The organism is Streptomyces sp. P13-3-3, from assembly GCF_050571355.1.
Lineage (GTDB): Bacteria > Actinomycetota > Actinomycetes > Streptomycetales > Streptomycetaceae > Streptomyces > Streptomyces althioticus.
This window is the reverse complement of sequence record NZ_CP192229.1, coordinates 198625-220647: the sequence shown is the minus strand read 5'-3', so window position 1 is coordinate 220647 and position 22023 is coordinate 198625. Positions and strand designations below refer to the sequence as shown.

General features: G+C 74.8%; 20 protein-coding genes. 10 read left to right on the top strand and 10 right to left on the bottom strand.

Annotated elements, in window-relative coordinates; translation table 11 throughout:
- Positions 1 to 76: 76 nt before the first annotated feature.
- Positions 77 to 937 carry a universal stress protein gene (locus tag ACQZOG_RS27365; RefSeq protein WP_037638111.1) on the bottom strand — a complete coding sequence of 287 codons (861 nt, stop codon included), beginning with the start codon at positions 935 to 937 and terminating at the stop codon, positions 77 to 79.
- A gap of 216 nt (positions 938 to 1153) precedes the next feature.
- The gene (gene putP, locus ACQZOG_RS27360) at positions 1154 to 4711 is read right to left on the bottom strand and encodes a sodium/proline symporter PutP (RefSeq protein WP_058917818.1); all 3558 of its coding nucleotides are present in this window, start codon (positions 4709 to 4711) and stop codon (positions 1154 to 1156) included.
- Between the two features lie 255 nt (positions 4712 to 4966).
- Here putP and ACQZOG_RS27355 point away from each other — a divergent pair, with 255 nt between their 5' ends.
- Positions 4967 to 5842, top strand: coding sequence for a universal stress protein (locus ACQZOG_RS27355; RefSeq protein ID WP_033277050.1), 876 nt, complete (start codon positions 4967 to 4969; stop codon positions 5840 to 5842).
- Positions 5843 to 5887: 45 nt separating this feature from the next.
- Here the strand turns inward: ACQZOG_RS27355 and ACQZOG_RS27350 are convergent, their stop codons facing one another.
- Positions 5888 to 6475: a rhodanese-like domain-containing protein gene (locus ACQZOG_RS27350; RefSeq protein ID WP_033277051.1), complete on the bottom strand. Its 588-nt coding sequence runs from the start codon at positions 6473 to 6475 to the stop codon at positions 5888 to 5890.
- 112 nt (positions 6476 to 6587) lie between these two features.
- Here ACQZOG_RS27350 and ACQZOG_RS27345 point away from each other — a divergent pair, with 112 nt between their 5' ends.
- A complete protein-coding gene (locus ACQZOG_RS27345) occupies positions 6588 to 6884 on the top strand; it encodes a metal-sensitive transcriptional regulator (RefSeq protein ID WP_033277052.1) in 297 nt (98 codons plus the stop codon).
- Positions 6885 to 7488: 604 nt separating this feature from the next.
- Here the strand turns inward: ACQZOG_RS27345 and ACQZOG_RS27340 are convergent.
- The 4 genes from ACQZOG_RS27340 to ACQZOG_RS27325 form a co-directional block, all read right to left on the bottom strand.
- Positions 7489 to 8241, bottom strand: coding sequence for a sulfite exporter TauE/SafE family protein (locus ACQZOG_RS27340; protein WP_033277053.1), 753 nt, complete (start codon positions 8239 to 8241; stop codon positions 7489 to 7491).
- Complete coding sequence (locus tag ACQZOG_RS27335) at positions 8238 to 8627, bottom strand: rhodanese-like domain-containing protein (RefSeq protein ID WP_037638113.1); 390 nt, start codon at positions 8625 to 8627, stop codon at positions 8238 to 8240. Before ACQZOG_RS27335 ends, ACQZOG_RS27340 begins: the two co-directional genes overlap by 4 nt.
- 31 nt (positions 8628 to 8658) lie before the next feature.
- The gene (locus ACQZOG_RS27330) at positions 8659 to 10029 is read right to left on the bottom strand and encodes an MBL fold metallo-hydrolase (protein ID WP_193455949.1); all 1371 of its coding nucleotides are present in this window, start codon (positions 10027 to 10029) and stop codon (positions 8659 to 8661) included.
- A gap of 131 nt (positions 10030 to 10160) precedes the next feature.
- Positions 10161 to 11039, bottom strand: a complete 879-nt coding sequence (locus ACQZOG_RS27325) for a universal stress protein (protein ID WP_430741914.1) — start codon at positions 11037 to 11039, stop codon at positions 10161 to 10163.
- A gap of 285 nt (positions 11040 to 11324) precedes the next feature.
- Between ACQZOG_RS27325 and ACQZOG_RS27320 the strand changes: the two genes are divergently transcribed.
- The 6 genes from ACQZOG_RS27320 (at position 11325) to ACQZOG_RS27295 (ending at position 15878) form a co-directional block, all read left to right on the top strand.
- A complete protein-coding gene (locus ACQZOG_RS27320) occupies positions 11325 to 12008 on the top strand; it encodes a CBS domain-containing protein (protein ID WP_033277057.1) in 684 nt (227 codons plus the stop codon).
- A gap of 141 nt (positions 12009 to 12149) precedes the next feature.
- On the top strand, positions 12150 to 12437 hold the full coding sequence (locus tag ACQZOG_RS27315) for a DUF1876 domain-containing protein (protein WP_033277058.1): 288 nt from the start codon (positions 12150 to 12152) through the stop codon (positions 12435 to 12437).
- A gap of 52 nt (positions 12438 to 12489) precedes the next feature.
- Positions 12490 to 12957, top strand: coding sequence for an Hsp20/alpha crystallin family protein (locus tag ACQZOG_RS27310; RefSeq protein ID WP_430741913.1), 468 nt, complete (start codon positions 12490 to 12492; stop codon positions 12955 to 12957).
- 834 nt (positions 12958 to 13791) lie between these two features.
- Positions 13792 to 14784, top strand: coding sequence for a dihydroxyacetone kinase subunit DhaK (gene dhaK / locus ACQZOG_RS27305; protein ID WP_033277060.1), 993 nt, complete (start codon positions 13792 to 13794; stop codon positions 14782 to 14784).
- 64 nt (positions 14785 to 14848) lie between these two features.
- Entirely contained in the window at positions 14849 to 15466 is a 618-nt protein-coding gene (gene dhaL, locus ACQZOG_RS27300) for a dihydroxyacetone kinase subunit DhaL (RefSeq protein ID WP_033277061.1), read from the top strand.
- A 1-nt stretch (position 15467) separates the two neighbouring features.
- A complete protein-coding gene (locus ACQZOG_RS27295; protein WP_033277062.1) occupies positions 15468 to 15878 on the top strand; it encodes a PTS-dependent dihydroxyacetone kinase phosphotransferase subunit DhaM in 411 nt (136 codons plus the stop codon).
- A gap of 64 nt (positions 15879 to 15942) precedes the next feature.
- Here the strand turns inward: ACQZOG_RS27295 and ACQZOG_RS27290 are convergent, their stop codons facing one another.
- A complete protein-coding gene (locus ACQZOG_RS27290) occupies positions 15943 to 16725 on the bottom strand; it encodes a glycoside hydrolase family 75 protein (RefSeq protein ID WP_372453489.1) in 783 nt (260 codons plus the stop codon).
- A 617-nt stretch (positions 16726 to 17342) separates the two neighbouring features.
- Between ACQZOG_RS27290 and ACQZOG_RS27285 the strand changes: the two genes are divergently transcribed.
- Both ACQZOG_RS27285 and ACQZOG_RS27280 read left to right on the top strand, forming a co-directional pair.
- Positions 17343 to 18365, top strand: a complete 1023-nt coding sequence (locus ACQZOG_RS27285) for a fibronectin type III domain-containing protein (RefSeq protein WP_033277064.1) — start codon at positions 17343 to 17345, stop codon at positions 18363 to 18365.
- Between the two features lie 156 nt (positions 18366 to 18521).
- Positions 18522 to 19058 (top strand): hypothetical protein, encoded by a 537-nt coding sequence (locus tag ACQZOG_RS27280; protein WP_033277065.1) that lies wholly within the window; start codon positions 18522 to 18524, stop codon positions 19056 to 19058.
- A 285-nt stretch (positions 19059 to 19343) separates the two neighbouring features.
- On the opposite strand, the gene ACQZOG_RS27275 is transcribed toward ACQZOG_RS27280, so the two are convergent.
- Positions 19344 to 19895 (bottom strand): PadR family transcriptional regulator, encoded by a 552-nt coding sequence (locus ACQZOG_RS27275; protein WP_033277066.1) that lies wholly within the window; start codon positions 19893 to 19895, stop codon positions 19344 to 19346.
- Positions 19896 to 19925: 30 nt separating this feature from the next.
- Positions 19926 to 21941, bottom strand: a complete 2016-nt coding sequence (locus ACQZOG_RS27270; RefSeq protein WP_033277067.1) for an NADPH-dependent 2,4-dienoyl-CoA reductase — start codon at positions 21939 to 21941, stop codon at positions 19926 to 19928.
- Between the last annotated feature and the right edge of the window lie 82 nt (positions 21942 to 22023).

Below are 22023 nucleotides of genomic sequence, written 5' to 3'. Positions count from 1 at the left end.
GCAGGCGGCCCCGGCGACGGGGGCGGCAGCGCCCGCTGTGCCGTCGAGGTCGGTCATCGGCCTTTCCGCACGGCGGTCAGTCGTGCGCGACGACGGCGACGGGGGCGGTGGCGTGGTGCAGCACCGCGTGCGTGACGGGCCCGATGTGCGCGCCGACCGGGCCGCGGCGGGTCCGGCGGCCGACGACGACCAGCGAGGCTTCGCAGGCGGCGTCGACGATCCGGACGGCCGCGCTGCCGGCGCGGGACTCCTCGGCGACCTCGACGTCGGGGAACTTCTCCCGCCAGGGCCGCAGCACCTCGGCCAGGGCGTCGGACTGCTCCACGCCCAGTTCGGCGGCGAGGGACGGGTAGGCGGGGAGGGCGTAGGCGTAGTACGGCGGGACGGTCCAGCCGTGCACGGCCCTCAGCACGGCGCCGCGGCGGGCGGCCTCCTCGAAGGCGAAGGCGAGGACCGTGCCGTTCGGCTTGTCCGTGTCGACGCCCACCACCACGGGCCCGGTGGCCTCCGTGGAGGTGGTGGCCCGGACGAGGACGACCGGGGTGGTGGTGTGCGCGATCACCACCATGCCGACGGAGCCGACGAGGAAGCCGCCGATGCCGCTGAGCCCGCGGGAGCCGAGGACGAGGAGGTCGGCGTCCTTCGCCACCTCGGGAAGCACGTCCATGGGGCCGCCGGGAACCTGTTCGGCGACGACCTCCAGTTCCGGGTGGCGCGCCCGCAGCGTCGCGCCGGCCTCGCGCGGGAGGCGCTCGGCGCGCTCCCGGAAGGTGCCGTCGGCCATGAGCGCGGACTCGGCGACGGGACCGGGGAGCGGCTCCCGGACGTTGACGAGCCGCAGCGGCAGCCCGCGCAGCAGCGCCTCTCGGGCGGCCCACTCTGCGGCGGCACGGCTCTCGGACGAGCCGTCGTAGCCCACGGTGACGGTGCGGAGCATGGGATCCACCTCCCGTTGGGGGCCCTCCAGGTCGGGCCCCTCCGCAGCCCACGATTCCGCCGCGCCGGCCCTCACAACAGAGGCCACGGGTCCCCCGCCCGCGGGCCGTTGGACCCTCCGCCCGGGGCCTGCCCGGACCGCGCACCGAGGGCACCAGGGCTCCGCCCCGACGGACGTGCGGCGGGACCCGGTCCGAGAGGCGCGCCAGCCCCGTCCTCACGTCTCCGCCACGAACGGCTGCTCGGTCCAGATGATCTTGCCGGTCGCCGTGTGACGGGTCCCCCACCTGTGGGCCAGCTGGGCCACGATCATCAGGCCGCGGCCGCCCTCGTCCGTGGTGCGGGCGTGGCGGGGGCGGGGTGACGTCCCGCTGCCGTCGGTGACCTCGCAGATCAGGGCCCGGTCGCGGATCAGCCGTAGGGAGACCGGCCCGGAGGCGTGCCGGATCGCGTTGGTGACCAGCTCGCTGACGATGAGTTCCGTGGTGAACGCGAGGTCGTCCAGGCCCCACTCCGTCAGCTGCCGTACGGCGGCCGTGCGGGCGGTGCCGACGGCCTCGGGGTCGCTGGGCAGGTCCCAGGAGGCGACCCGGTCCGCCGGCAGCGCGCGGGTGCGGGCGAGCAGCAGCGCCGCGTCGTCCGGCGGCGGCCCGGTGAGCAGGGTGTCGACCACGCCCCGCCCGATCTCCCGCAGGGTGGGGCGGGGCACGGCGAGGGCGGCGCCCAGCCGGGCGATCCCCTCGTCGATGTCCCGGTCCTGGGTCTCGACCAGTCCGTCGGTGTAGAACGCCACCAGGCTGCCCTCGGCCAGTTCCCGCTCGCACGACTCGAAGGTCAGGTAGCCGAGCCCCAGCGGCGGCCCGGCCGGCAGGTCCATGACCTCGACCGTGCCGTCCGGGCCGACGAGGACGGGCGGGAGATGGCCGGCCCGGGCCATCGAGCACCGACCGCTGACCGGGTCGTACACGGCGTACAGGCACGTCGCGCCGAGGAACGCGGACCCCGCGGCGGCGGGCTCGTGGTCGTCGTGGGCACCCATCAGCCCGATGACCAGGTCGTCGAGGTGGGCGAGGAGTTCGTCGGGCGGCATGTCGAGGTTGGCGAGGGTGCGCACGGCCGTGCGCAGGCGCCCCATGGTCGCGGCGGCCTCCATGCCGTGTCCGACGACGTCGCCGACGACGAGGGCGACGCGCGAGCCGGACAGCGGGATGACGTCGAACCAGTCGCCGCCGACGCCGTTCGGGGCGTCGGCCGGCTGGTACCAGGACGCCACGTCCACCGCGGAGCCGCCGGTGAGCGCCTGGGGCAGCAGCGCCTGCTGCATGGCGCGGGCCGCGGTCCGCTCGCGGGTGTAGCGGCGGGCGTTGTCGACGGCCACCGCGGCGCGGGAGACGATCTCCTCGGCGAGCCGCACGTCGTCGTCGCCGAAGGGCCCGGACCGTTCGGTGCGGGCGAAGGTCGCCACGCCGAGGGTGACGCCCCGGGCCCGGACGGGCACGACCATCAGGGAGGCGTAGCCGTACTTGAGGATGGACGCACCGATCGAGGGGTCCTCGGTGACCCACGGGCTGGCCTCGCGGTCGAGGGTGCGTTCGACGAGGGTGCGGCTCTCCCTGAGACAGCGGGTGACGGGCGAGGAGGGGGCGCGCCGGACGGCCTCCCCGAGGGCGAGGCTGCCGCCGCGGCCGCCCTCCCGCGCGGACGCCTGCCCGGCCCGGCGGATGACCGGCGACAGGCCGACGGGTCCGGGCGCGGGTTCCTCGCCGCGCATCACGGTGTCCAGCAGGTCCACGGCGACGAAGTCGGCCACGGTGGGCACGGCCTCGTCGGCGAGTTCCTGCGCGGTGCGGCGGACGTCGAGGGTGCTGCCGATGCGGGCGCCGACGTCGTTCAGCAGGGCGAGCCGGCTCTGGGCCCGGTGCCGCTCGGTGACGTCGACGACCATGTACAGGACACCGACGACGGTGTCGTGCCGGTCGGTGACGCCGAAGAACGACACGGAGACCGTGCGGGCGTCCTTGGGCTCCTCCTCCTCGCTGCGGAACTCCCAGTCCATGAGGGGCTCGCCGGTCTCCAGCACGCGCCGCATCTGCTCCTCGAAGCGCCGGTACTGCGGGGTGGGCTTGAGTTCGGTGAGGCGCCGGCCGATGCGCCGCTCCAGGGGGATCAGCCGGGCGAGCGGTTCGTTCACCCACACGTACCGCAGGTCCGTGTCGAGCATGGCCAGGCCGACGGGCGCGCGGGTGAGGAAGGGGGTGAGCACCACGGAGCTGGTGCCGCCGCCGGGCATCCGCCAGAAAGCGCGTTTCGGCGGCCGCCCTACGTACCGGCCGAAGACGAGCGCGGCGACCGTGGCGGCGATCACGCCCGGGACCATCTCGTAGACGCTCGTCTCGAGCGGGCCGAGCAGCGGGTTGACCCAGTCCCACGCCAGGACCGTGCCGGCGCCGGCGACGATGCCGGCCATGGCGCCGGCCGAGGTCATCCGGGGCCAGTACAGCGAGAGCAGCACGACCGGGCCGAACGCGGCGCCGAACCCGGCCCAGGCCTCGGCGACGATGTTCAGCAGCCCGCCGCCTCTGAGGGCGATCACGTACGCCACCACGATGACCAGGACGACGGTGGCGCGTCCCACCCAGACCAGCACCCGGTCGGGGGCCCTGCGGTGGAGGAAGGCCCGGTAGAAGTCCTCGGTGAGGGCCACGGAGGACACCAGCAGCTGGCTGTCCGCGGTGGACACGATGGCGGCCAGCACCGCGATCAGCACGATCCCGGCGATCCACGGGTCGAGCAGCAGGCGGCTGAGCGCGATGTAGACGGTGTCCGGGGAGGACAGCGCCGGGGTCAGCTCGCCGATGCCGGCGAGGCCCACGAGGGTGGCGCCGGTGAGGACGAGGACCACCCAGGCGGTGCCGATGCGGCGGGCGGCGGGGACGTCCCGGGTGCTGCGGATGCTCATGAAGCGGGCCAGGATGTGCGGCTGGCCGAAGTAGCCGAGCCCCCAGGCGAGCAGCGAGATGATCGCCACCATGCCGAGCGGCCCCTCGGCCGTCCAGGACTCCGCCGAGTACGCGACGCGGGAGCTGAACTCGCGCAGTGCGGGCTGTCTGCCGTCGAGGGCCTCCCCGAGGGCGCCGAAGCCGCCGAGGCGCGCGAGCGCGACGGCGGGCAGCACGACCAGGCCGAGCAGCATCAGCGAGGCCTGCAGCACGTGCGTGAGGCTCACCGCGAGGAAGCCGCCCAGGCACGAATAGATGACGATCAGCAGCCCGGTGAGGGTGACGCCGACGGTGAAGCGCAGGTCGAAGACGGTCTCGAACAGCAGCCCGCCCGCCACCAGGCCGCTGGCGACGTACACGGTGAAGAAGACGAGGGTGACCGCGGCGGAGACCAGCCGGAGCATGCGGGTGCGGTCCTCGAACCGCTCCTCCAGATACCCGGACAGGGTCACCGCGTTGCCGGCGCGCTCCGTGTAGGTGCGCAGGCGCGGCGCGACGAACAGCCAGTTGAGGTACGTGCCGACGGCCAGCCCGACGGGGAGCCACACGGAGCCGAGCCCGGCCGCGTAGACGGCGCCGGGCAGCGCCAGGAACAGCCAGCCGGACATGTCGCTGGCGCCCGCGGACAGCGCGGCGACCCAGGGGCCGAAGCGGCGGCCGCCGAGGGCGAAGTCCTCGAAGGTGTGCGTGCGCGTGTAGGCCCGGATCCCCGTCCCGATCAGGGCGAGCACGTACAGGACGAACGTGGCGACGATCGGCGCGCTCAGCTGGAACATGTGGTCCTCGCCCGGAAGTCCCGCGATGCGCGGCACACCCTCGGTCCGGCGGGCAAAACATGACTTCGGCGCCAAATCTACTCAGGTCAGGCCGTCCCAACCAGGGGAACGCCTGCGCCGGGACCTCCGGCCGTGCGCCGGCGGGGACCTTCGGCCCCTCGGCCGTACGGCGGAGGACCCATGCGGGAGGCGCCGGGCCGGGGGAAGGTGGCGGGAGAAGCAGCGGGGGACGGCACGGGAGCACGTGGAGGCACGATGGCCGGAGTGGTGGTCGTCGGAGTGGACGGGTCGGCGTCGGCCCTGGCCGCGGTGGAGACGGCGGCGCGGGAGGCGCGGCTGCGGAACGCGGCGCTGAAGGTGGTGCACGCGTTCATGTGGCCCGCGATGCACGTCCCGTTGGATCCCTCGCCGCTCGGCCCGCCCGAGGGCGGCCTGCGGACCATGGTGGAGCGGCTGCTGGCGGAGGCCGTGGAGCGCGCCGAGGACACCGCGCCCGGGGTGGAGGTGACCGGCTCGGTGGTGACGGGCGAGGCGCTCACCGTTCTGGAGGCCCAGTCCCGGGCCGCCGAGCTGGTGGTGGTCGGGTCGCGCGGCATGGGCGGTTTCGTCGGCCTGATGGTGGGCTCCACGGCCGTACATCTGGCGGCGCACGGACGGTGTCCGGTGCTCGTGGTGCGCGGCGACGTGCGCACGGAGGGCCCCGTGGTGGTGGGCGTCGACGGCTCCGCCCCCGGCGAGCGGGCGGTGGACTTCGCCTTCCGGGAGGCGGAGTCGCGCGGGACGACGCTGGTGGCGGTGCACGCCTGGACCGCGTGGAACGCGCCCGTGCCGGAGCCTCAGGACCCCGCGGAGCCGTACGCGAGCCCGCCGGGCGCCCTCGCGGAGGCGGAGGAACGGCTGCTGGCGGAGGCGCTGGCGGGCCACCGCGAACTGCACCCCGGCGTCGTGGTGGAGCCGAGGGTGGTCCACGGCCCCACCCGCGAGGCTCTCATCGAGGCCGGCCGGGGCGCCCAGCTGACGGTGGTCGGCGCGCGGGGGCGCGGCGGCTTCACGGGTCTGCTGCTGGGGTCGGTCAGCCAGGCGCTGCTGCACCACGCGCCGTCGCCGGTGGCGGTGGTGCGGGGCGGATAGCCCCTCCGCGTCCCGCGCCGGGCCCGGACGTCCCTCTGTGAGACCTCAGTTGCCTCGAAGCGCGGCGAGGGCGCCCTCGAGGTTCGTGCCGCGCGGGCGGTTGTGGGGCAGCTTGCCGAGGACCACGGCCATGCCGCAGGTGTCGGTGAGGGCGGAGAAGACCAGCCCGCCCGCGATGGCCGCGGAGAGGAGCTGGAACGCCGGGTGCACCAGCAGGCCGAGCACCAGACCGAGCAGCACCAGGGTGCCGGCGGTGAAGCGCACCTGCCGCTCCATGCCCCACACCGCGCGGGTGTCGCAGGCCGCGGGACGCTCCAGGTTCTGGCCCTCGGCCGCCCAGGCGTTGGTGCCGCCGGCGAGGGTGGCGGCGGGCACGCCGGCGGCGGCGATGGTCCCGGACGCCTTCTCCGAGCGCGCCCCGGAGGCGCACACGACGAGGAGGTCGCCGCGCCCGGCGGCCTGCCGGATCTCGGGCAGGGCGCGCTTGACCTGGTCCAGGGGGACGTTCACCGCGCCGGGCAGGTGCCCGGTGGCGTACTCGGCGGGGGTGCGGACGTCGATGACGGTGAAGCCGTCCAGGCGGGCGGCGGCCTGGGCGACGGTGAGGGTGTCCGGGGTGACGGGGGTGGTCATGGCGGGTGTGTGATCCTTCTCTGTCGGCGATCGGTGGGGGGTGGCGGTCGGTCGACGTAACGGCGGAAGCGGACGTAGAGTACCCCACGGGGTATTTCGTCAGGGAGTGGTCGTGGACTTGGATCTCGCGGGCGCGGAGCTGAAATCCGTGCTGAACAGGCTGCGCCGGGCGCAGGGGCAGATCTCCGGCGTGATCCGGATGATCGAGGAGGGGCGCGACTGCGAGGACGTGATCACCCAGCTCGCGGCGGCCTCCCGCGCTCTGGACCGGGCCGGTTTCGCGATCATCGCGACGGGCCTGCAGAAGTGCGTGGCGGACATCGAGTCCGGCCGCGCGAACGGGGAGAACGGCGAGAGCGCGGAGCAGATGCGGGCCCGGCTGGAGAAGCTGTTCCTCTCACTGGCGTGACGCGTGTGAGCCCGCGGCGCGTCCACGGCGGACGGCCTCGACGGCAGCGGGGCACGGCGGGCTGCCGGAGAGCTTCGCCGCCGTCCGCAGACGGTACGAGACTTGGCACCGGCGCGCGGGAGCAGTGCCGCGAGGGGCTGTTGACGCCCACGGGGCCGCCGCACGCGAACGGTGGGCGACACCACGGCGTCACCGTAAGAGCTTGGCCGCAACGTGCCACTTGGAAGCCGCGCGGACAACTGCTGCCTGCCCGGCGCATCGCGTAGGGCGACCGATGGGCCGACAACCGCCCCGTCCGGCGTGCGACGCCCGCGAGACCGCTCTGCGCGCACGCCCGGCGGCCTCTCGACGACACCGCGTCGGCCGGAAGCAACACCGCGAGGGCCTGGCGCGGCGCGCCGCGCGAGAGCCTCCCCCACAACCACCGGTCGCCCCATGCGCCGAGCACGGAGGCCGAAGGGCCCGCCGCGGGTCCGCCGACGCCTGCGAAAGGGCTCCACGCCCGCGCCTGGCGGTCTGAAGACGGCACCGCGAAGACCCCACGCAGTGCGCCGGCGCATCTCGTGACGCCCGCTGGACCGCGTCCCGCACCCGCCCGGCCGCCTCACGACGTCACCGCGTCGATCAGCATGACCGCGGCCACCGCCAGCAGCGTGACCGCGAAAGTGCGGCGCAGCGCGCTGCCGGAGAGCTTGGCCGACAGCCGTCGGCCGTCCAGCGCACCGAGCACGGCAGCCCCCGTGAAGGGCCCGACGACGCTCCAGTCGAGCCCCTCCAGCGTGTCGGCGCGCAGAAGCAGCGCGGCGAGGGCGTTGACGGTGATGACGAGCAGGCTGGTGCCGACCGCCTCGCGCATCCGCAGTCCGACGCCGTGCACCAGGGCCGGTACGGCGAGGAAGCCGCCGCCGACGCCGAGAACGCCGGTGACCGTGCCGAGCCCCGCTCCCGCGCCGGCCGCCCTTCCCGGCCGCGGGGGTCCGGCGGGCGGTTCGTCGGGCGGGGTGCCGCGGAGCATGCGGAGTGCGGCGACGGCAGCCACGACGGCGAAGCCGGCCGTCAGCGCGGCCGCGGGCAGGTGGCCGGAGAGGCCGGCGCCCAGCATGGCGGGGCCGATGCCGGCGGCCGCGAAGAGCAGCCCGGTACGCAGCCGTACGTGTCCGTCGCGGCTGTGCGCGAGCAGCGCGCTGAACGAGGTGACGGCCACGATCAGCAGGCTCGCGGTGGTGGCCGCGACCGGGGAGAGGCCGAGCAGGTAGATCAGGGCGGGGACGGCGAGGATGCTGCCGCCGCCTCCGAGGGCGCCGAGCGCGAGGCCGGTCAGCGCCCCGGCGGCCAGGGCGAGGAGGAGCAGGCTCACGAGACGCTGCCGTCCCCGCCGTGCGCGTCGACGACCGGCAGTCCGGCGTCCGCCCAGTCCCGCATGCCGCCGGTCACGTCCACGGCGTCGGCGCCGCGCTCGGCGAGCAGGGCGGCGGCCTGCCGGGAGCGGTTGCCCGACCGGCAGACGACGACCAGGGGCATCCCCTGGGCGGCGTCGGGGAGCGGCGCCCCCGCGGCGAGGGCGGACAGCGGAAGGTGGACGGCCCGGGGGGCGTGCCCGGCCTGCCATTCGTGGAGTTCGCGGACGTCGAGCAGGACGGCGTCGGCGCTCGTGCCGGCCGCGGCCCCGTGTCCGGTGCGTGCGGCGGCCTCGGGGACGCCGACGCGTCCGGGGGTGTACCTCTGGTGTGGTGCGTCGGCCATGTCGTCTCTCATGCGTGCGTACGCCGGTCGCTCAGGACGTGCGGACGGTGAGTCCTGCCTCGCCGGCCCGGTCGAAGGGGTCGTCCACCGCGACGACGTCACGGCCGGACGCGTCCAGCAGGGAGGCGGCGACGGCGGCGCGCAGGCCGCTGCCGCAGTGCACCCACACCTGCCCGTCGGGCACCTCCCGCAGCCGGCCGTGCAGTTCGTGGACCGGGATGTGGACGGACCCGTCGACCTGTCCGCGCGCCCGCTCGGAGGCGCGCCGCACGTCGAGCACGACGATCCCCTCGGCCGGGTACCGCCGCGCCAGGTCGGCGAAGGTCGCGCGGGGGAAGGAGGCGGGGGTCCCGCCGGGGCGCAGCCAGTCGGCGGGGCCGCCGACGGCCGCGGCGGCGGGCCGGTCGATGCCGACGCGGGCCAGTTCCCGCTGTGCGTCCGCGAGCTGGGCGGGCGTCTCGGCGAGCAGGGTGACCGGCTTGCCCCACGGGATCAGCCAGGCGAGATAGGTGGCGAGCTGCCCCTCCGCCTCGACGTTGTAGGTCCCGGCCACGTGTCCGGAGGCGAAGGCGACGCGGTTGCGCAGGTCGACGACCCACTCCCCCGCCGCGAGCCGCGCGGCGATCTCGTCGGGGTCGGCGACGGCCGGCGGGGTGAGGTCGAGGGGCGCGGGGCCGGCGGCGTTGAGCGGGCCCATGTGCGCGTAGTAGGCGGGGACGTCGTCCAGCCCGGCCAGCAGACCGGCGACGAACGTGTCGGCGTCCGGGGCGGTGAGCGCCTCGTTGGACGTCTTCTCCTTGCCGATCGTGGTGCTGTCGCCCTCCTGCTGGGAGGACGAGCAGAAGCTGCCGAAGCCGTGGGTGGGCAGCACGGCGGCCTCGTCGGGGAGTTCGCCGGCGAGGCGGTGGGCGGAGGCGTGCTGGGCGCGGGCGAGCTGCTCGGTCAGCCGGGGCTCGACCAGGTCGGGGCGTCCGACGGTGCCGATCAGCAGGGAGCCCCCGGTGAACACCGCGACGGCGGTGCCGTTCTCCTCCAGCGCGTACGCGGTGTGGTGCGGGGTGTGGCCGGGGGTGGCGAGCGCGCGCAGCACCAGGCCGGAGTCCTCGTCGACGGCGGTGAGGTCACCGTCGCGCACGGGGACGCAGGGGAAGGAGACCCGCGCGTCGGCGGGGACCAGGTAGGACGCTCCGGTGAGCCGGGCGAGTTCGAGTCCGCCGGTGACGTAGTCGTTGTGCACGTGGGTCTCGGCGACGTACGCGATGCGCACCCCGCGCCGGGCGGCCGCGGCGATCACCCGGTCGATGTCGCGCGGCGGGTCGACGGCCACGGCCGTACGAGTGCCGCCCGCCAGGTAGCCGCGGTTGCCGAGTCCCGGCACCTCGATGGTGTCCACGAAGAACACGTGTCTCTCCTTCCCGTGGTGAATTACCCCCTGGGGTATGTTCTCACGGTAGCACGAGGTACCCCCGGGGGTATCTGCCACCGGGGTGCCGGAGGTGCGCGGCCGGACCAACCCGGAGCTCAGCCTCGGCCTCATCCGTGCGGGACGACGGCCAGCGGGCGGCGGGCCTGCTGGATCACGGCGTGGGTGACGGGCCCGGTGCGGGGCAGCGCGGGCCGCGCGGGGAGCCGGTGCCCGACAACCAGCAGTTGCGCGTCGGAGGCCGCCTTGAGCAGGGCGTCCGCGGGCCTGCCCTCGGCCACCGTCTCCAGCACCTCGACGTCGGGGTACTTGTCCCTCCAGACCTGGAGCACGGCCGCCAGGAAGCGCAGCCACTCCTCGGCCCGCTCCTGCCCGGCGGCCGGGCCACCGTCGGCCGCGCCAAGGGTGAGCCGGTCGGGCGCGCGCCAGGCGTGTACGGCACGCAGTCGCGCATGCGCCCGTCGGGCCGCCTCGAAGGCGTACGCGAGCACCTCGTCGCAGGGTTCGACGACGTCCACGCCGAGCACGACGTCCCGCCGCCCGTCACCATCCGCCGCGGTGTCCTCCCCCGCCGTGTCCGTCCGTACGAGCACCACGGGACGGGTGGCCCGTGCGACGACGCCGAGCGAGACGGAACCGGCGAGCAGACCGGCGACCCGGCCGAGTCCGCGCGAACCGAGCACCAGCGGATCGGCGTCCTCCGCGGCCTGCGCGAGGACGGCCGCGACAGGCCCCTCGGCCTGGACCTCCTGCACCCGTACGTCCGGCCGGCCGGCGTGGACCCTCTCGGCCGCTCTCTCCAGGACCCGTCGCGCCAGGCGGTGGCCGGCGGAGCGGGCGGTGTCCGTACCGCCCTGCCGCGGATGCCGGCCCCGTACGTGCAGCAAGCGCAGGGCGGCTCCACGACGCGCGGCTTCGCGGGCGGCCCACGCGGCGGCCGTGAGGCTCTCGGCGGAACCGTCGACACCGACGACTACCGGCGACTCCATGGCATGCACCTTTCGCTCGGAGCGTTCCCCCGCCGACGCCCAGCGTCGCCGGGGCGGCGCCGGCAGGGCAGGGGCTTCCGGGTCCCGACCCGGGCCCGAGAGACCCAGACCGGCGGGACCGACCTCCGGAGAGGGCGACATCCCGGACATATGGGCCGTTCGGCCCTGCTCCCCTGCCCCCGGGTCCCTGGGATCCGCGCGGCGGCCGCCGGAGGGTGGAGGCAACCGCTCCCGGCAAGGGCCCGTCCCGGCCGGCGGCACCCGACTCAGCCAGGAGGTTCAGCGATGAAGGCCACCGAGGTCGGCGCCGTCATGACCACGGACGTGGTCACCGTCGCGCACGGCACTCCGCTCGAGGACGTGGTCCGCGCACTCGCGGAACACCCCGTGGGCGGCCTTCCCGTGACGGACGACGAGGACCGGGTGATCGGCGTGGTCTCCACCTCGGACCTGACGCGCCCCCGCCCGCGCCCCTGGTGGGTCCTCCTGTTCAGCGGCATGCCGGGCCTCGGCCGAGCCCGCACCGTGGGCGACGTGATGACCGCCCCCGCGGTCACCGTGGGGGCGCGTGCCACCGTCACCGAGGCGTCCTGGCTCATGACCGGGCACGGTGTCGAACGGCTGCCGGTGGTGGACGAGGAGGAGCGGATCGTCGGCATCGTCACGCGCGGCGACCTGCTGCGGGCCGTGCTGCGCACCGACGGCGACATCGAGCGCGCGGTGCGCAGGGACGTCCTCGGGACGACGCTCTGGCTCACGCCGCGGGCGCTTGCCGTGGCCGTCGAGGACGGCGTGGTGACCCTCACGGGCAAGCTGGAGCGGCGCAGCGACGTCGACGCGGCGGTGCGGGCGGCGAGCCGGATCGACGGTGTGGTCGCGGTCGTCGACCAGCTGTCGTACCGGGTCGACGACACGCGTCCGACGCGGGCGGCGGCCGTCGAGGCCGGGGAGTCGGTCGCCGGGACGTGACCGGCGCCGGCAGTTCCGGGGGTACCCGGGTCCCACGGCACGTTCCCGGGACCTTCGGCCCCGTGCGTCGCGTCCGCCGGAGTCGGACGGTGGAGACGAGGCGACCGGCACGTCCGGGCCACCCCGGCCGAGGAGGCAGTCATGTCGCACACCCTGGAATGGAAGACCCGTCTCCACCTCTTCGAGGAGGACGGAACGACGAAGGCGCACGCCACGCTCGACACCGGGACGGCGACCCTCACCGGTCACGGTGCCGCCCACCGGAACCCGGCGGACCCGGACGTCCCGGAGATCGGCGACGAGCTGGCGGCGGGCCGCGCCCTGCGTGACCTGGGCCGACAGCTCCTCGACATCGCGGAACGCGACGTCGAGGGCGTGGGCGCGCGGAGCGGCTCGGAGACCGGCCCGGTCCTGGGCTGGTCCCTGTAGACGAACCGCACCCGCCCCGGACGCAGTTCACCGCACGACAAGGAGAGGACCGATGACGCAACCGGTACGCCGCGACAGGGGTCAGATCTCCGGATGGGCTCCCCTGCGTGAATTCGAAGAGCTGCAGGCCCGCATGGACCAGCTGATGCAGACCACGTTCCCCTTCCCCGCGCGCCCGCTCTCCGAGATCGGGGAGGAGCCCTGGGCGCCGCTCGCGGACGTGGAGGACACCGAGGACGCGTACGTGATGGAGCTGGAACTCCCCGGCGTCAGGAAGAACGACGTCACGGTGGAGGTCACGGACGGCGAACTGGACATCCACGGCGAGGTGAAGGACAAGGAGCGGACGGGCGTGCTGCGCCGGCGGACCCGCCGGATCGGCCGCTTCGGCTACCGCACGACCCTCCCCCGGAACGCCGACACCGAGAAGATCACCGCGGACCTGGCCCACGGCATCCTCACGGTCCGCGTCCCGAAGGTGAGCCAGGCGACGCCCCGCCGCATCGAGATCTCGGACTGACCGTCCGGGCCGTCATGGGCGGCGGGCCGCCCCGGCAGTGGGCGGCGGGCCGCCCCGGCAGCAACATTCCCGTCCCGAATGCGCCGGGAGGCGAGCGACGGAAGAAGGACCCAGAACGCAGGCCCCGGGCGGCCCGCCGCCGCGCGTGTCGACGCCGCGCCTCCGCAGCACGGGAGCAGGACGGCGATCACCGTGACCGCGCCCGCCGGATGGCGTACGCAGGTGCCGACGACCGCGCCCGATGCCCCGAGGGCGGACACCGTCGCGACGCCGAACAGCGCGGGTGGCGGCACCTTTTGTGTGTGGGAGCCGTACCTGCCGTGTACACCGCCAGGCCACCTCCGGCCCGGCGGCGTACGCGTCCGGCGCCAGGCCCGCCTGCACGGTCATCGTCGGCACGGTGTGCGCGACGGCGTCGTGCGGCTCCCGGGAGACCCGCAGCCGCTTCTGCTCCACGCGGCGCCGCGCCTCCGCTCCCGTTCGGCCTCCGCCCGCGCGGCCCCGCCGGCGTACGCACGGGCCTCCTGCCGACGGCCGCGGACGGCCTCGCCGGAGCACCCGCCATGACGGCACCCCGCATGCGAAAGACGGCGACGCCCCCTTGGAACGTACCGGCGCAGGGCCGATCCTGAGCTGTGGCCGTGTCGGCCGCCGAGATCGTCCGGCTCGCCGGACGCCGTCTCACGTGCCCTCTCACGGCGCAAGGCCGATACTGCCCCTGTAGGGCTCCTACGGCTCCACGGTCGCCCTGCGACAGCTCCGCGACGCCTTCACCGGCCGCCCGACCGGCACCACAGGTTCGACGACCCACCTGCTCAGCCCCAGGAGGTACCCATGAAGATGCTGATCAACGTTCCGGAGACCGTGGTGGCAGACGCGCTGCGCGGTATGGCGGCGGCCCATCCCGAGCTGACGGTGGACGTGGAGAACCGGGTGGTGGTCCGCAAGGACGCCCCGGTGGCGGGCAAGGTGGGACTGGTGTCCGGCGGAGGTTCGGGGCACGAGCCTCTGCACGGCGGGTTCGTGGGCCCCGGCATGCTGTCGGCGGCCTGTCCCGGCGAGGTGTTCACCTCCCCGGTGCCCGACCAGATGGTGCGGGCCGCGGCGGCCGTGGACAGCGGCGCCGGGGTGCTGTTCATCGTGAAGAACTACACCGGGGACGTGCTCAACTTCGACATGGCGGCCGAGCTCGCCGAGGACGAGGGCATCCAGGTGGCGAAGGTGCTGGTCAACGACGACGTGGCGGTCACCGACAGCCTGTACACGGCGGGACGCCGGGGCACCGGGGCGACGCTGTACGTGGAGAAGATCGCGGGCGCGGCGGCCGACGAGGGCCAGCCGCTGGAGCGGGTTGCGGCGCTCGCGAAGCAGGTGAACGAGAACTCCCGCAGCTTCGGCGTGGCGCTCAGCGCGGTCACCACGCCCGCCAAGGGCTCGCCGACGTTCGACCTGCCGGCCGGCGAGCTGGAGCTGGGCATCGGCATCCACGGCGAACCGGGCCGCGAACGGCGCCCGATGATGACGTCCGGCGAGATCGCCGACTTCGCCGTCGGCGCGATCCTCGACGACCTCACCCCGCGCAACCCGGTCCTGGTGCTGGTCAACGGCATGGGCGCCACGCCGCTGCTGGAGCTGTACGGCTTCAACGCCGAGGTACAGCGCGTCCTCGCCGAGCGCGGCGTCCCGGTCGCCCGGGTCCTCGTCGGCAACTACGTGACGTCCCTGGACATGGCGGGCGCCTCCGTCACCCTCTGCCAGGTCGACGAGGAACTGCTGCGCCTGTACGACGCGCCGGTGAGTACGCCCGGGCTGCGCTGGGGTATGTGATCCACTCCGGGACAGACCGACACCGGGGCCGGCGCCCCGGTCACCTACCACGCGAGGAGTTCCCGTGCTGGACGCCGACTTCTTCCGCCGTTGGATGACGGTCACGGCCGCGTCCGTGGACAGCGAGGCGGAACGGCTCACCGCCCTCGACTCGGAGATCGGCGACGCCGATCACGGCAGCAATCTGCAGCGCGGATTCCGGGCGGTGAAGGACGCGCTGGACAAGGAGCCGCCCGCCACGCCCGGCGCGGTGCTCACCCAGGCAGGACGCCTGCTGGTGTCCACGGTGGGCGGCGCGTCGGGCCCGCTGTACGGGACGCTGCTGCGCCGCACAGGCAAGACGCTGGGCGAGGCCACCGAGGTGGACCGGCAGCAGCTGGCCGAGGCGCTGCGGGCCGGGGTGGACGCCGTGATGAAGCTGGGCGGGGCGGCGCCGGGCGACAAGACGATGATCGACGCGCTGCTCCCCGCGGTGGACGCGCTCGGCGAGTCGTTCGCGGCGGCGCGGGACGCGGCGCGGGAGGGCGCGGTCGCGACGACGCCGATGCGGGCCCGCAAGGGCAGGGCGAGCTATCTCGGCGACCGCAGCATCGGGCACCAGGACCCGGGCGCCACCTCGTCGGCACTGCTGGTCGCGGCCCTGCTGGAGGCCGGGCCCGGCGACGCGGACGGCGGTGAGTGAGATGAGCGACGAGAAGCTGGTCGGGATCGTCCTGGTGTCGCACAGCGCGGCGGTCGCGGCCTCCGTGGCGGAGCTGGCGCAGGGGCTCTCCGGCGCGGGCGCGTCGGTGCCGGTCGCCCCGGCGGGCGGCACCGACGGTGGCGAGCTCGGCACCAGCGCGGAGCTGATCGCCGCGGCTGCGGCGTCCGTGGACCGGGGCGCGGGCGTCGCGGTGCTCACCGACCTGGGCAGCGCGGTGCTCACCGTGAAGGCGCTGCTGGCCGAGGGCGACGAACTCCCGGAGAACACGCAGCTGGTGGACGCGCCGTTCCTGGAGGGCGCGGTGGCCGCGGTGGTCACCGCCTCCACGGGGGCGGACCTCGCGGCGGTGGCGGCGGCTGCCTCGGAGGCGTACGGCTACCGGAAGGTGTGAGTACGGCTACCGGTAGGTGTGAGGGGTCCGGAGGGGTCGGTGCGGCGGGTTCCGGGCGGCGAGGTCAGTCCGCGGAGTCGACGAACTCCCGCGCCAGCTTCTCACCTTGGGTCTCCGCCGCCTCCCGGTCCTCCAGGGGGGTGACCCGGCTGTCCTTGAACACGATGTACGTCACCCCCGAGGGGGTGCCGCCGGAGCGCGGGTCCGGGTCGATGCCCAGGGACTCGGCCGCCGCGTAGGACGCCTCGCCGATGATGTCGCCCGGGCCGGTGTCGCCGACGACCGCGTAGCTGACGCGGTCGCGGTAGACGACGGCCGCGACCGATCCGCCACGCACGCCGTGCTCGCGGTAGTCCCAGAGGGAACTGGGCGCGGGGACCACGACGTAGGGCAGCTTCTCGGAGCTGAGCGCGCGGCCGTCGGACTGCGCGAACGCGGTGGACGAGGAGAAGTGCGGGTCGGTGGCGGCGTTGCAGTGACGGCCGGGGCGGCCGTCGCAGTCGATGTCCATGTCCGCCTTCCAGTACACCGCCTCGCGGGTGCCGCACACCGGGACGGTGGCCGCGCGGCCGCGGTCCTTGCGGTAGCGGCCCTGGGAGACGGGGGTGCAGCCGCTCACCCTGGCCAGCAGGTCGGCCGCGGTGACAGGCCCCGGAGTCGCGGGGGCCGAGGGCCCGGAGCCCGACGGGGAGGGGTCGGCGTCCGTGGGGGCGGGAGTCGCGGAGCCTGTGGTCGTCGCCGCGTCGGATGCGGCGGCGTCCGGGGTCGCGGTCCCGGAGCCGTCCGGGCCGGGTGTCGCCGGTCCCGGAGTCGCGGAACCGCCGGGGCCCGCGCCCCGCGTCAGCACCTCCCGCGTGCCGTCCCGGGCGACGGGCTCGACGCGGCCCCGGTGCGGTACGGCGACGTGCGCCAGGGCGGTGGGGAGGGCGGGGCCCGCCGCGGGGCCGGCGGCGACGCGCCGCGCCTCGGTCCTGGACGGCCGGAGGTGGACCGACTCCGCGGCGGAGGACGCCGAGGGGGCCAGCAGTGCCACGCCGGCCACGGCGACGGTGAGCGTCTGGACACGGGACACGGTCAGTTGAGCCTCTCGTCGGGGACAGGGACGCACACCCAGGGCACTTTGCCCCATTTCGTCCCGGCGTGAGGAGGGTGACCGCCCCGAAAGGGGCCGGACGGGGCACCCAAGGGCCGACGGAGGCGGAGGGTGCCGGAGACCCGGGCGCGCGTCGACCCGGGCCGTCCAGCCACCCGTGGCGGCGCGGGATCAGCGACGACAGCGGTCCGCGCCTCGAGCCCGAACACCCCGTCCTGCAGGGGCGGTTCGGCCCGTTCCGGGTTCAGGATACGTAACGCGCCGCCGCATTCGACCCGCACCACCCTCTTGATGTGGGCGCGTCACCACGCCCATATTGGTACGGACCTTTGGACGGACCGGTCCTCCGTGGACCCCCAGGAGGCGAAGTCGTGCGTGGCGTTACCCCAACCGCGTCATCGCGCCGCCTGTTCGCGCTCTGCGCGGTCGTGCTGCTGACCGTGTCCTGCCGCTGGGGCGGCCAGGACGACGCGGACGGCGAACGGCCGCCAGGGGCGCCGACGGGCGTCACCGCCCAGGCGGGCAGCGCCACCAGCGTCCACGTCATGTGGAACCGGACCGCCCCGGCGGGATCCGAGGTGACCGGCTACGAGGTGTACCGGGGCCACACCAAGGTCGAGCAGGTGCCCGCTTCCACGCACATGGTGGACGTCACCAGACTCCGCCCCGCCACCACCTACGTCTTCACGGTGCGCGCCCGTGACGCGGACGGGCGGCTCGGTCCGCCCAGCCGTGAGGCGCGGGCCACGACCCCCGCGGCGGCCCGGGCGGACACCGCACCGCCCACCGCCCCCGGGGACCTCGGGGGACGCGCGGCCGGCAGCCGGGCGGCCCAGCTCTCCTGGACCGCGGCGCGGGACGACCGTGGTGTGGTGTCGTACGACGTCTACCAGGGCGCGTCGAAGATCCACAGTGTGGGCGGCAACCAGACGGCCGCCGTGGTCACGGGGCTGCGGCCCGGCACCCGGTACGTCTTCACCGTCCGCGCCCGGGACGCGGCGGACAACCTCTCGCCGCCCGCCCCCGCCGTCCGTCTCACCACCGCCGAGGGCCCGGACGGCGGCGCCGCGGCCACCGCGCCCACCGACTTCCGCGCGGCGGCCCGGAGGTCGGGCGGGGCGTACGACATCGTGCTCTCCTGGACGCCGCCGCGGGTCGACGGGACGGTCGCCGAGTACGAGGTCCGGCTCGACGGACGCCCCGTCACCTCGCTGGTGTACGGCGGCGAGGCGCCCCGCGACCGGGCCACGTACCGCTTCTACGCGGGCGAGGAGGCGGGAGTCACGCACCGGGTGCGGATCAGGGCGCTGCTGCCGGACGGCACGTGGGGCGCCTTCTCGGCCGAGCGGACGGTGACGACGGGCGCCGCAGGCCGACACCGGAACAGCCCGTGATGAGCCGCCCGGAGGACGCCGTCACCTGCGTGGATGCGGCCGGAGTGCGCGCCGCGCGGGCTGCCCGTTGGCTGATCGTCGTGGCGGCACGGGCGCTCCCCGACCTCGGCGGCGCAAGGGATGTACCGCCGGCCGTGCCGCCGGAAGGCAGTCCACATGAGCATCTCGAAGCCTCTGCTCCGCCTCGGACCGACCGTGGCAGCCGCCGCCGCGCTCGCCCTGATGCCGGCCGGACCGGCGGCCGCGGACGGCATCTCCGTCAGCACCACCGGGAACACGGTCTCGGTGAGCACCACCGCGTGCACCCAGGTCAACGGCCACTGGGGCACCGCCTCGCTGCTCAGCGGCGGTCAGGCCAACTTCTCGCAGGGCCGCCAGGTGGCGCTGTCCGGGACGTCCTCGGGCCAGTCCGCGGCCTGGTCCAACGTCAGCGCGGGCACGTACACGGTGATCGTGGTGTGCTCCAACGGCAGCACCGCGGGCACCCAGTCCGTGGTCGTTTCCCCGGCGCCGAGCCCCTCGGTCTCCCCCACGGCGTCGCCGTCCCGCGGTGTGATGGGCGGCGTCGGCGGCGGCTCGAAGGACTACGGCACGGTCACGGCGGTGGCGGGCGGCGCGCTGGTCGGCGCCGGCGTCCTCGGCACCGTGCTCTACCTCCGCCGCCGCAACACGGCCCGCCCGACCCACCTCTAGACCGGCGTCGGCGCCCGTCCGACGCGCTCCGGCCGGCCGCCGCCGCCACAGCCCTCCGCGCCCTCAGACCGCGGAGGGCTCTCACCGTCAGGGGCGCGAGGAACTGCGCGACCCCCCCACCGGCCCGCACGCGCGGCGACGACAGCACCACCCCCGAAGGGGCGCGAGGAACTGCGCGACCAACCCCCACCCGCCCGCACGCGCCGCAACAACCGCACCACCCCCCGAAGGGGCGCGAGGAACTGCGCGACCAACCCCCACGCACCCCCACGCACCCAGGCGGCACTACTCCCGCCCCCGCACATCCAACTCCGCGAACTCCGCCAACGCGTGATCCAGCCACTGCGTCCAGAACGTCTCCAGATCGATCCCGGCCCGCAGCACAAGGTGCCGCAACCGATCCTCCGCCCCACCCCTCCCGGGAGGGAAATCCCTCCGCTCGATCTCCCGATACGTCTCCAACTGCCGCGCATGCAGCTCCCGATGACGCCGGAGATCGTCCTCCAGCCCCTCCGTCCCCACCACGGCGGCGGCCCGCAGCCGCAACAGCAGCGCGTCCCGCTGCGGCTTCGGGTCCTGGGACGCGGCCGTCCACCGGGCCAGCTCCTCCCGCCCCGCCGCCAGCACCTCGTACGCCTTCTTCTGCCCGCGCGCGGGCTGCTCCGAGGGGAGGGCCCGGATCAGGCCCTCCCCCTCCAGCTTCCCCAGCTCCCGGTAGATCTGCTGATGCGTCGCCGACCAGAAGTAGCCGATCGACCGGTCGAAGCGGCGGGTCAGCTCCAGCCCCGACGACGGCTTCTCGAGCAGGGCGGTGAGGATCGCGTGCGGGAGTGACATGCGCTCATCCTAGGGACGGGCCGGACCGGCCTAGAGGGCCGCCGCGAGCTCGGTGCCCTGCTTGATCGCGCGCTTGGCGTCCAGTTCGGCCGCCACGTCGGCGCCGCCGATCAGATGGACGGGGCTGCCCGCCGCCACCAGCTCCTCGTAGAGGTCCCGGCGCGGCTCCTGGCCCGTGCACAGCACGATGGTGTCGACCTCGAGGACGGTGCTCTCCTCGCCGACGGTGACGTGCAGTCCGGCGTCGTCGATCCGGTCGTAGCGCACGCCGGGGACCATGGTGACGCCGCGGTGCCGCAGCTCGGTGCGGTGGATCCAGCCGGTGGTCTTGCCGAGCCCCGCGCCGACCTTGGAGGTCTTGCGCTGGAGCAGGTGGACGGTGCGCGGCGGGGCGGGCCGCTCGGGGGCGGCGAGACCGCCGGGCGCGCGGTAGTCGAGGTCGACGCCCCACTGGCGGAAGTACGTCTCGGGGTCCTCGTGCGCCTTGTCGCCGCCGTCGGTGAGGAACTCGGCGACGTCGAAGCCGATGCCGCCGGCGCCGAGGATCGCGACGCGGTCGCCGACGGGCGCGCCGTCCCGCAGCACGTCGAGGTAACCGACGACGCTCGGGTGGTCCACGCCGGGGATGTCGGGGACGCGGGGGCTGACGCCGGTGGCGACGACGACCTCGTCGTAGCCGGTGACGTCGTCGGCGGTGACGCGCGTGTCGAGGCGGACGTCGACGGCGAGGTCGGCGAGGCGGGTGCGGAAGTAGCGCAGGGTCTCGTCGAACTCCTGCTTGCCGGGGACCTTGCGGGCGACGTTGAGCTGCCCGCCTATCTCGCTCGCGGCGTCGAAGAGGGTGACGTCGTGGCCGCGTTCGGCGGCGGAGACCGCGCAGGCGAGGCCGGCGGGGCCGGCGCCGACGACGGCGACGCGCTTGCGGCGGCGGGTCGGGGAGAGCACCAGCTCGGTCTCGTGGCAGGCGCGCGGGTTGACCAGGCAGGAGGTGATCTGGCCGCTGAAGGTGTGGTCGAGGCAGGCCTGGTTGCAGCCGATGCAGGTGTTGATCGCCTCGGGGCGGCCGTCGGCGGCCTTGGCGACGAAGTCGGGGTCGGCGAGCATCGGGCGGGCCATGGACACCATGTCGGCGGTGCCGTCGGCGAGCAGCCGCTCCGCCAGCTCCGGGGTGTTGATGCGGTTGGTGGTGACCAGGGGGACGGACACCTCGCCCATGAGCCGCTTGGTGACCCAGGTGTAGGCGCCGCGCGGCACGGAGGTGGCGATGGTGGGGATGCGGGCCTCGTGCCAGCCGATGCCGGTGTTGATGATCGTGGCGCCGGCCGCCTCGACCGCCTTGGCGAGGGTGACGACCTCGTCGAGGGTGGAGCCGCCGGGCACGAGGTCGAGCATGGAGAGCCGGTAGATCAGGATGAAGTCGTCGCCGACCGCCTCGCGGACGCGGCGGACGATCTCGACCGGGAAGCGCATCCGGTTCTCGTAGGAGCCGCCCCAGCGGTCGGTGCGCCGATTGGTCTGGCGGGCGATGAACTCGTTGATGAGGTAGCCCTCGGAGCCCATGATCTCGACGCCGTCGTAGCCGGCCTGCCGGGCGAGGCGGGCGGCGCGGACGTAGTCGTCGATGGTCCGCTCGACGTCGGCGTCGGTGAGCTCGCGCGGCACGAAGGGGCTGATGGGCGCCTGCACCGGGCTGGGGGCGACGAGGTCCTGGTGGTAGGCGTAGCGGCCGAAGTGCAGGATCTGCAGGGCGATGCGGCCGCCCTCGCGGTGGACGGCCGCGGTGACGACCCGGTGCTGCTCGGCCTCCTCGTCGGAGGTGAGCTTGGCGCCGCCCTCGTAGGGGCGCCCTTCGTCGTTGGGGGCGATGCCGCCGGTGACGATGAGGCCGACGCCGCCGCGGGCGCGCGCGGCGTAGAACTCGGCCATGCGGGAGAAGCCGCCCTCGGCCTCCTCGAGACCGACGTGCATGGAACCCATGAGGACCCGGTTGGGCAGCGTGGTGAAGCCCAGGTCCAGGGGGGTCAGCAGGTGGGGGTAACGGCTCATCTGGCCCTCCGTGCGCGGTGTGGTGCCTGTAGTTGTAGGGCACGCGCACCGGCTTATGCAACTAGTTGCATAATGGAGGTGA

What these genes read in the sequence shown, in the direction of transcription:
- ACQZOG_RS27365 (WP_037638111.1), bottom strand. Translation starts at nt 937, where the DNA reads ATGCTCCGCACCGTCACCGTGGGCTACGACGGCTCGTCCGAGAGCCGT.
- putP (WP_058917818.1), bottom strand. Translation starts at nt 4,711, where the DNA reads ATGTTCCAGCTGAGCGCGCCGATCGTCGCCACGTTCGTCCTGTACGTG.
- ACQZOG_RS27275 (WP_033277066.1), bottom strand. Translation starts at nt 19,895, where the DNA reads ATGTCACTCCCGCACGCGATCCTCACCGCCCTGCTCGAGAAGCCGTCG.
- ACQZOG_RS27270 (WP_033277067.1), bottom strand. Translation starts at nt 21,941, where the DNA reads ATGAGCCGTTACCCCCACCTGCTGACCCCCCTGGACCTGGGCTTCACC.
- ACQZOG_RS27315 (WP_033277058.1), top strand. Translation starts at nt 12,150, where the DNA reads ATGTCGCACACCCTGGAATGGAAGACCCGTCTCCACCTCTTCGAGGAG.
- ACQZOG_RS27355 (WP_033277050.1), top strand. Translation starts at nt 4,967, where the DNA reads ATGGCCGGAGTGGTGGTCGTCGGAGTGGACGGGTCGGCGTCGGCCCTG.
- ACQZOG_RS27350 (WP_033277051.1), bottom strand. Translation starts at nt 6,475, where the DNA reads ATGACCACCCCCGTCACCCCGGACACCCTCACCGTCGCCCAGGCCGCC.
- ACQZOG_RS27320 (WP_033277057.1), top strand. Translation starts at nt 11,325, where the DNA reads ATGAAGGCCACCGAGGTCGGCGCCGTCATGACCACGGACGTGGTCACC.
- ACQZOG_RS27335 (WP_037638113.1), bottom strand. Translation starts at nt 8,627, where the DNA reads ATGGCCGACGCACCACACCAGAGGTACACCCCCGGACGCGTCGGCGTC.
- ACQZOG_RS27310 (WP_430741913.1), top strand. Translation starts at nt 12,490, where the DNA reads ATGACGCAACCGGTACGCCGCGACAGGGGTCAGATCTCCGGATGGGCT.
- ACQZOG_RS27280 (WP_033277065.1), top strand. Translation starts at nt 18,522, where the DNA reads ATGAGCATCTCGAAGCCTCTGCTCCGCCTCGGACCGACCGTGGCAGCC.
- dhaK (WP_033277060.1), top strand. Translation starts at nt 13,792, where the DNA reads ATGAAGATGCTGATCAACGTTCCGGAGACCGTGGTGGCAGACGCGCTG.
- ACQZOG_RS27325 (WP_430741914.1), bottom strand. Translation starts at nt 11,039, where the DNA reads ATGGAGTCGCCGGTAGTCGTCGGTGTCGACGGTTCCGCCGAGAGCCTC.
- ACQZOG_RS27295 (WP_033277062.1), top strand. Translation starts at nt 15,468, where the DNA reads ATGAGCGACGAGAAGCTGGTCGGGATCGTCCTGGTGTCGCACAGCGCG.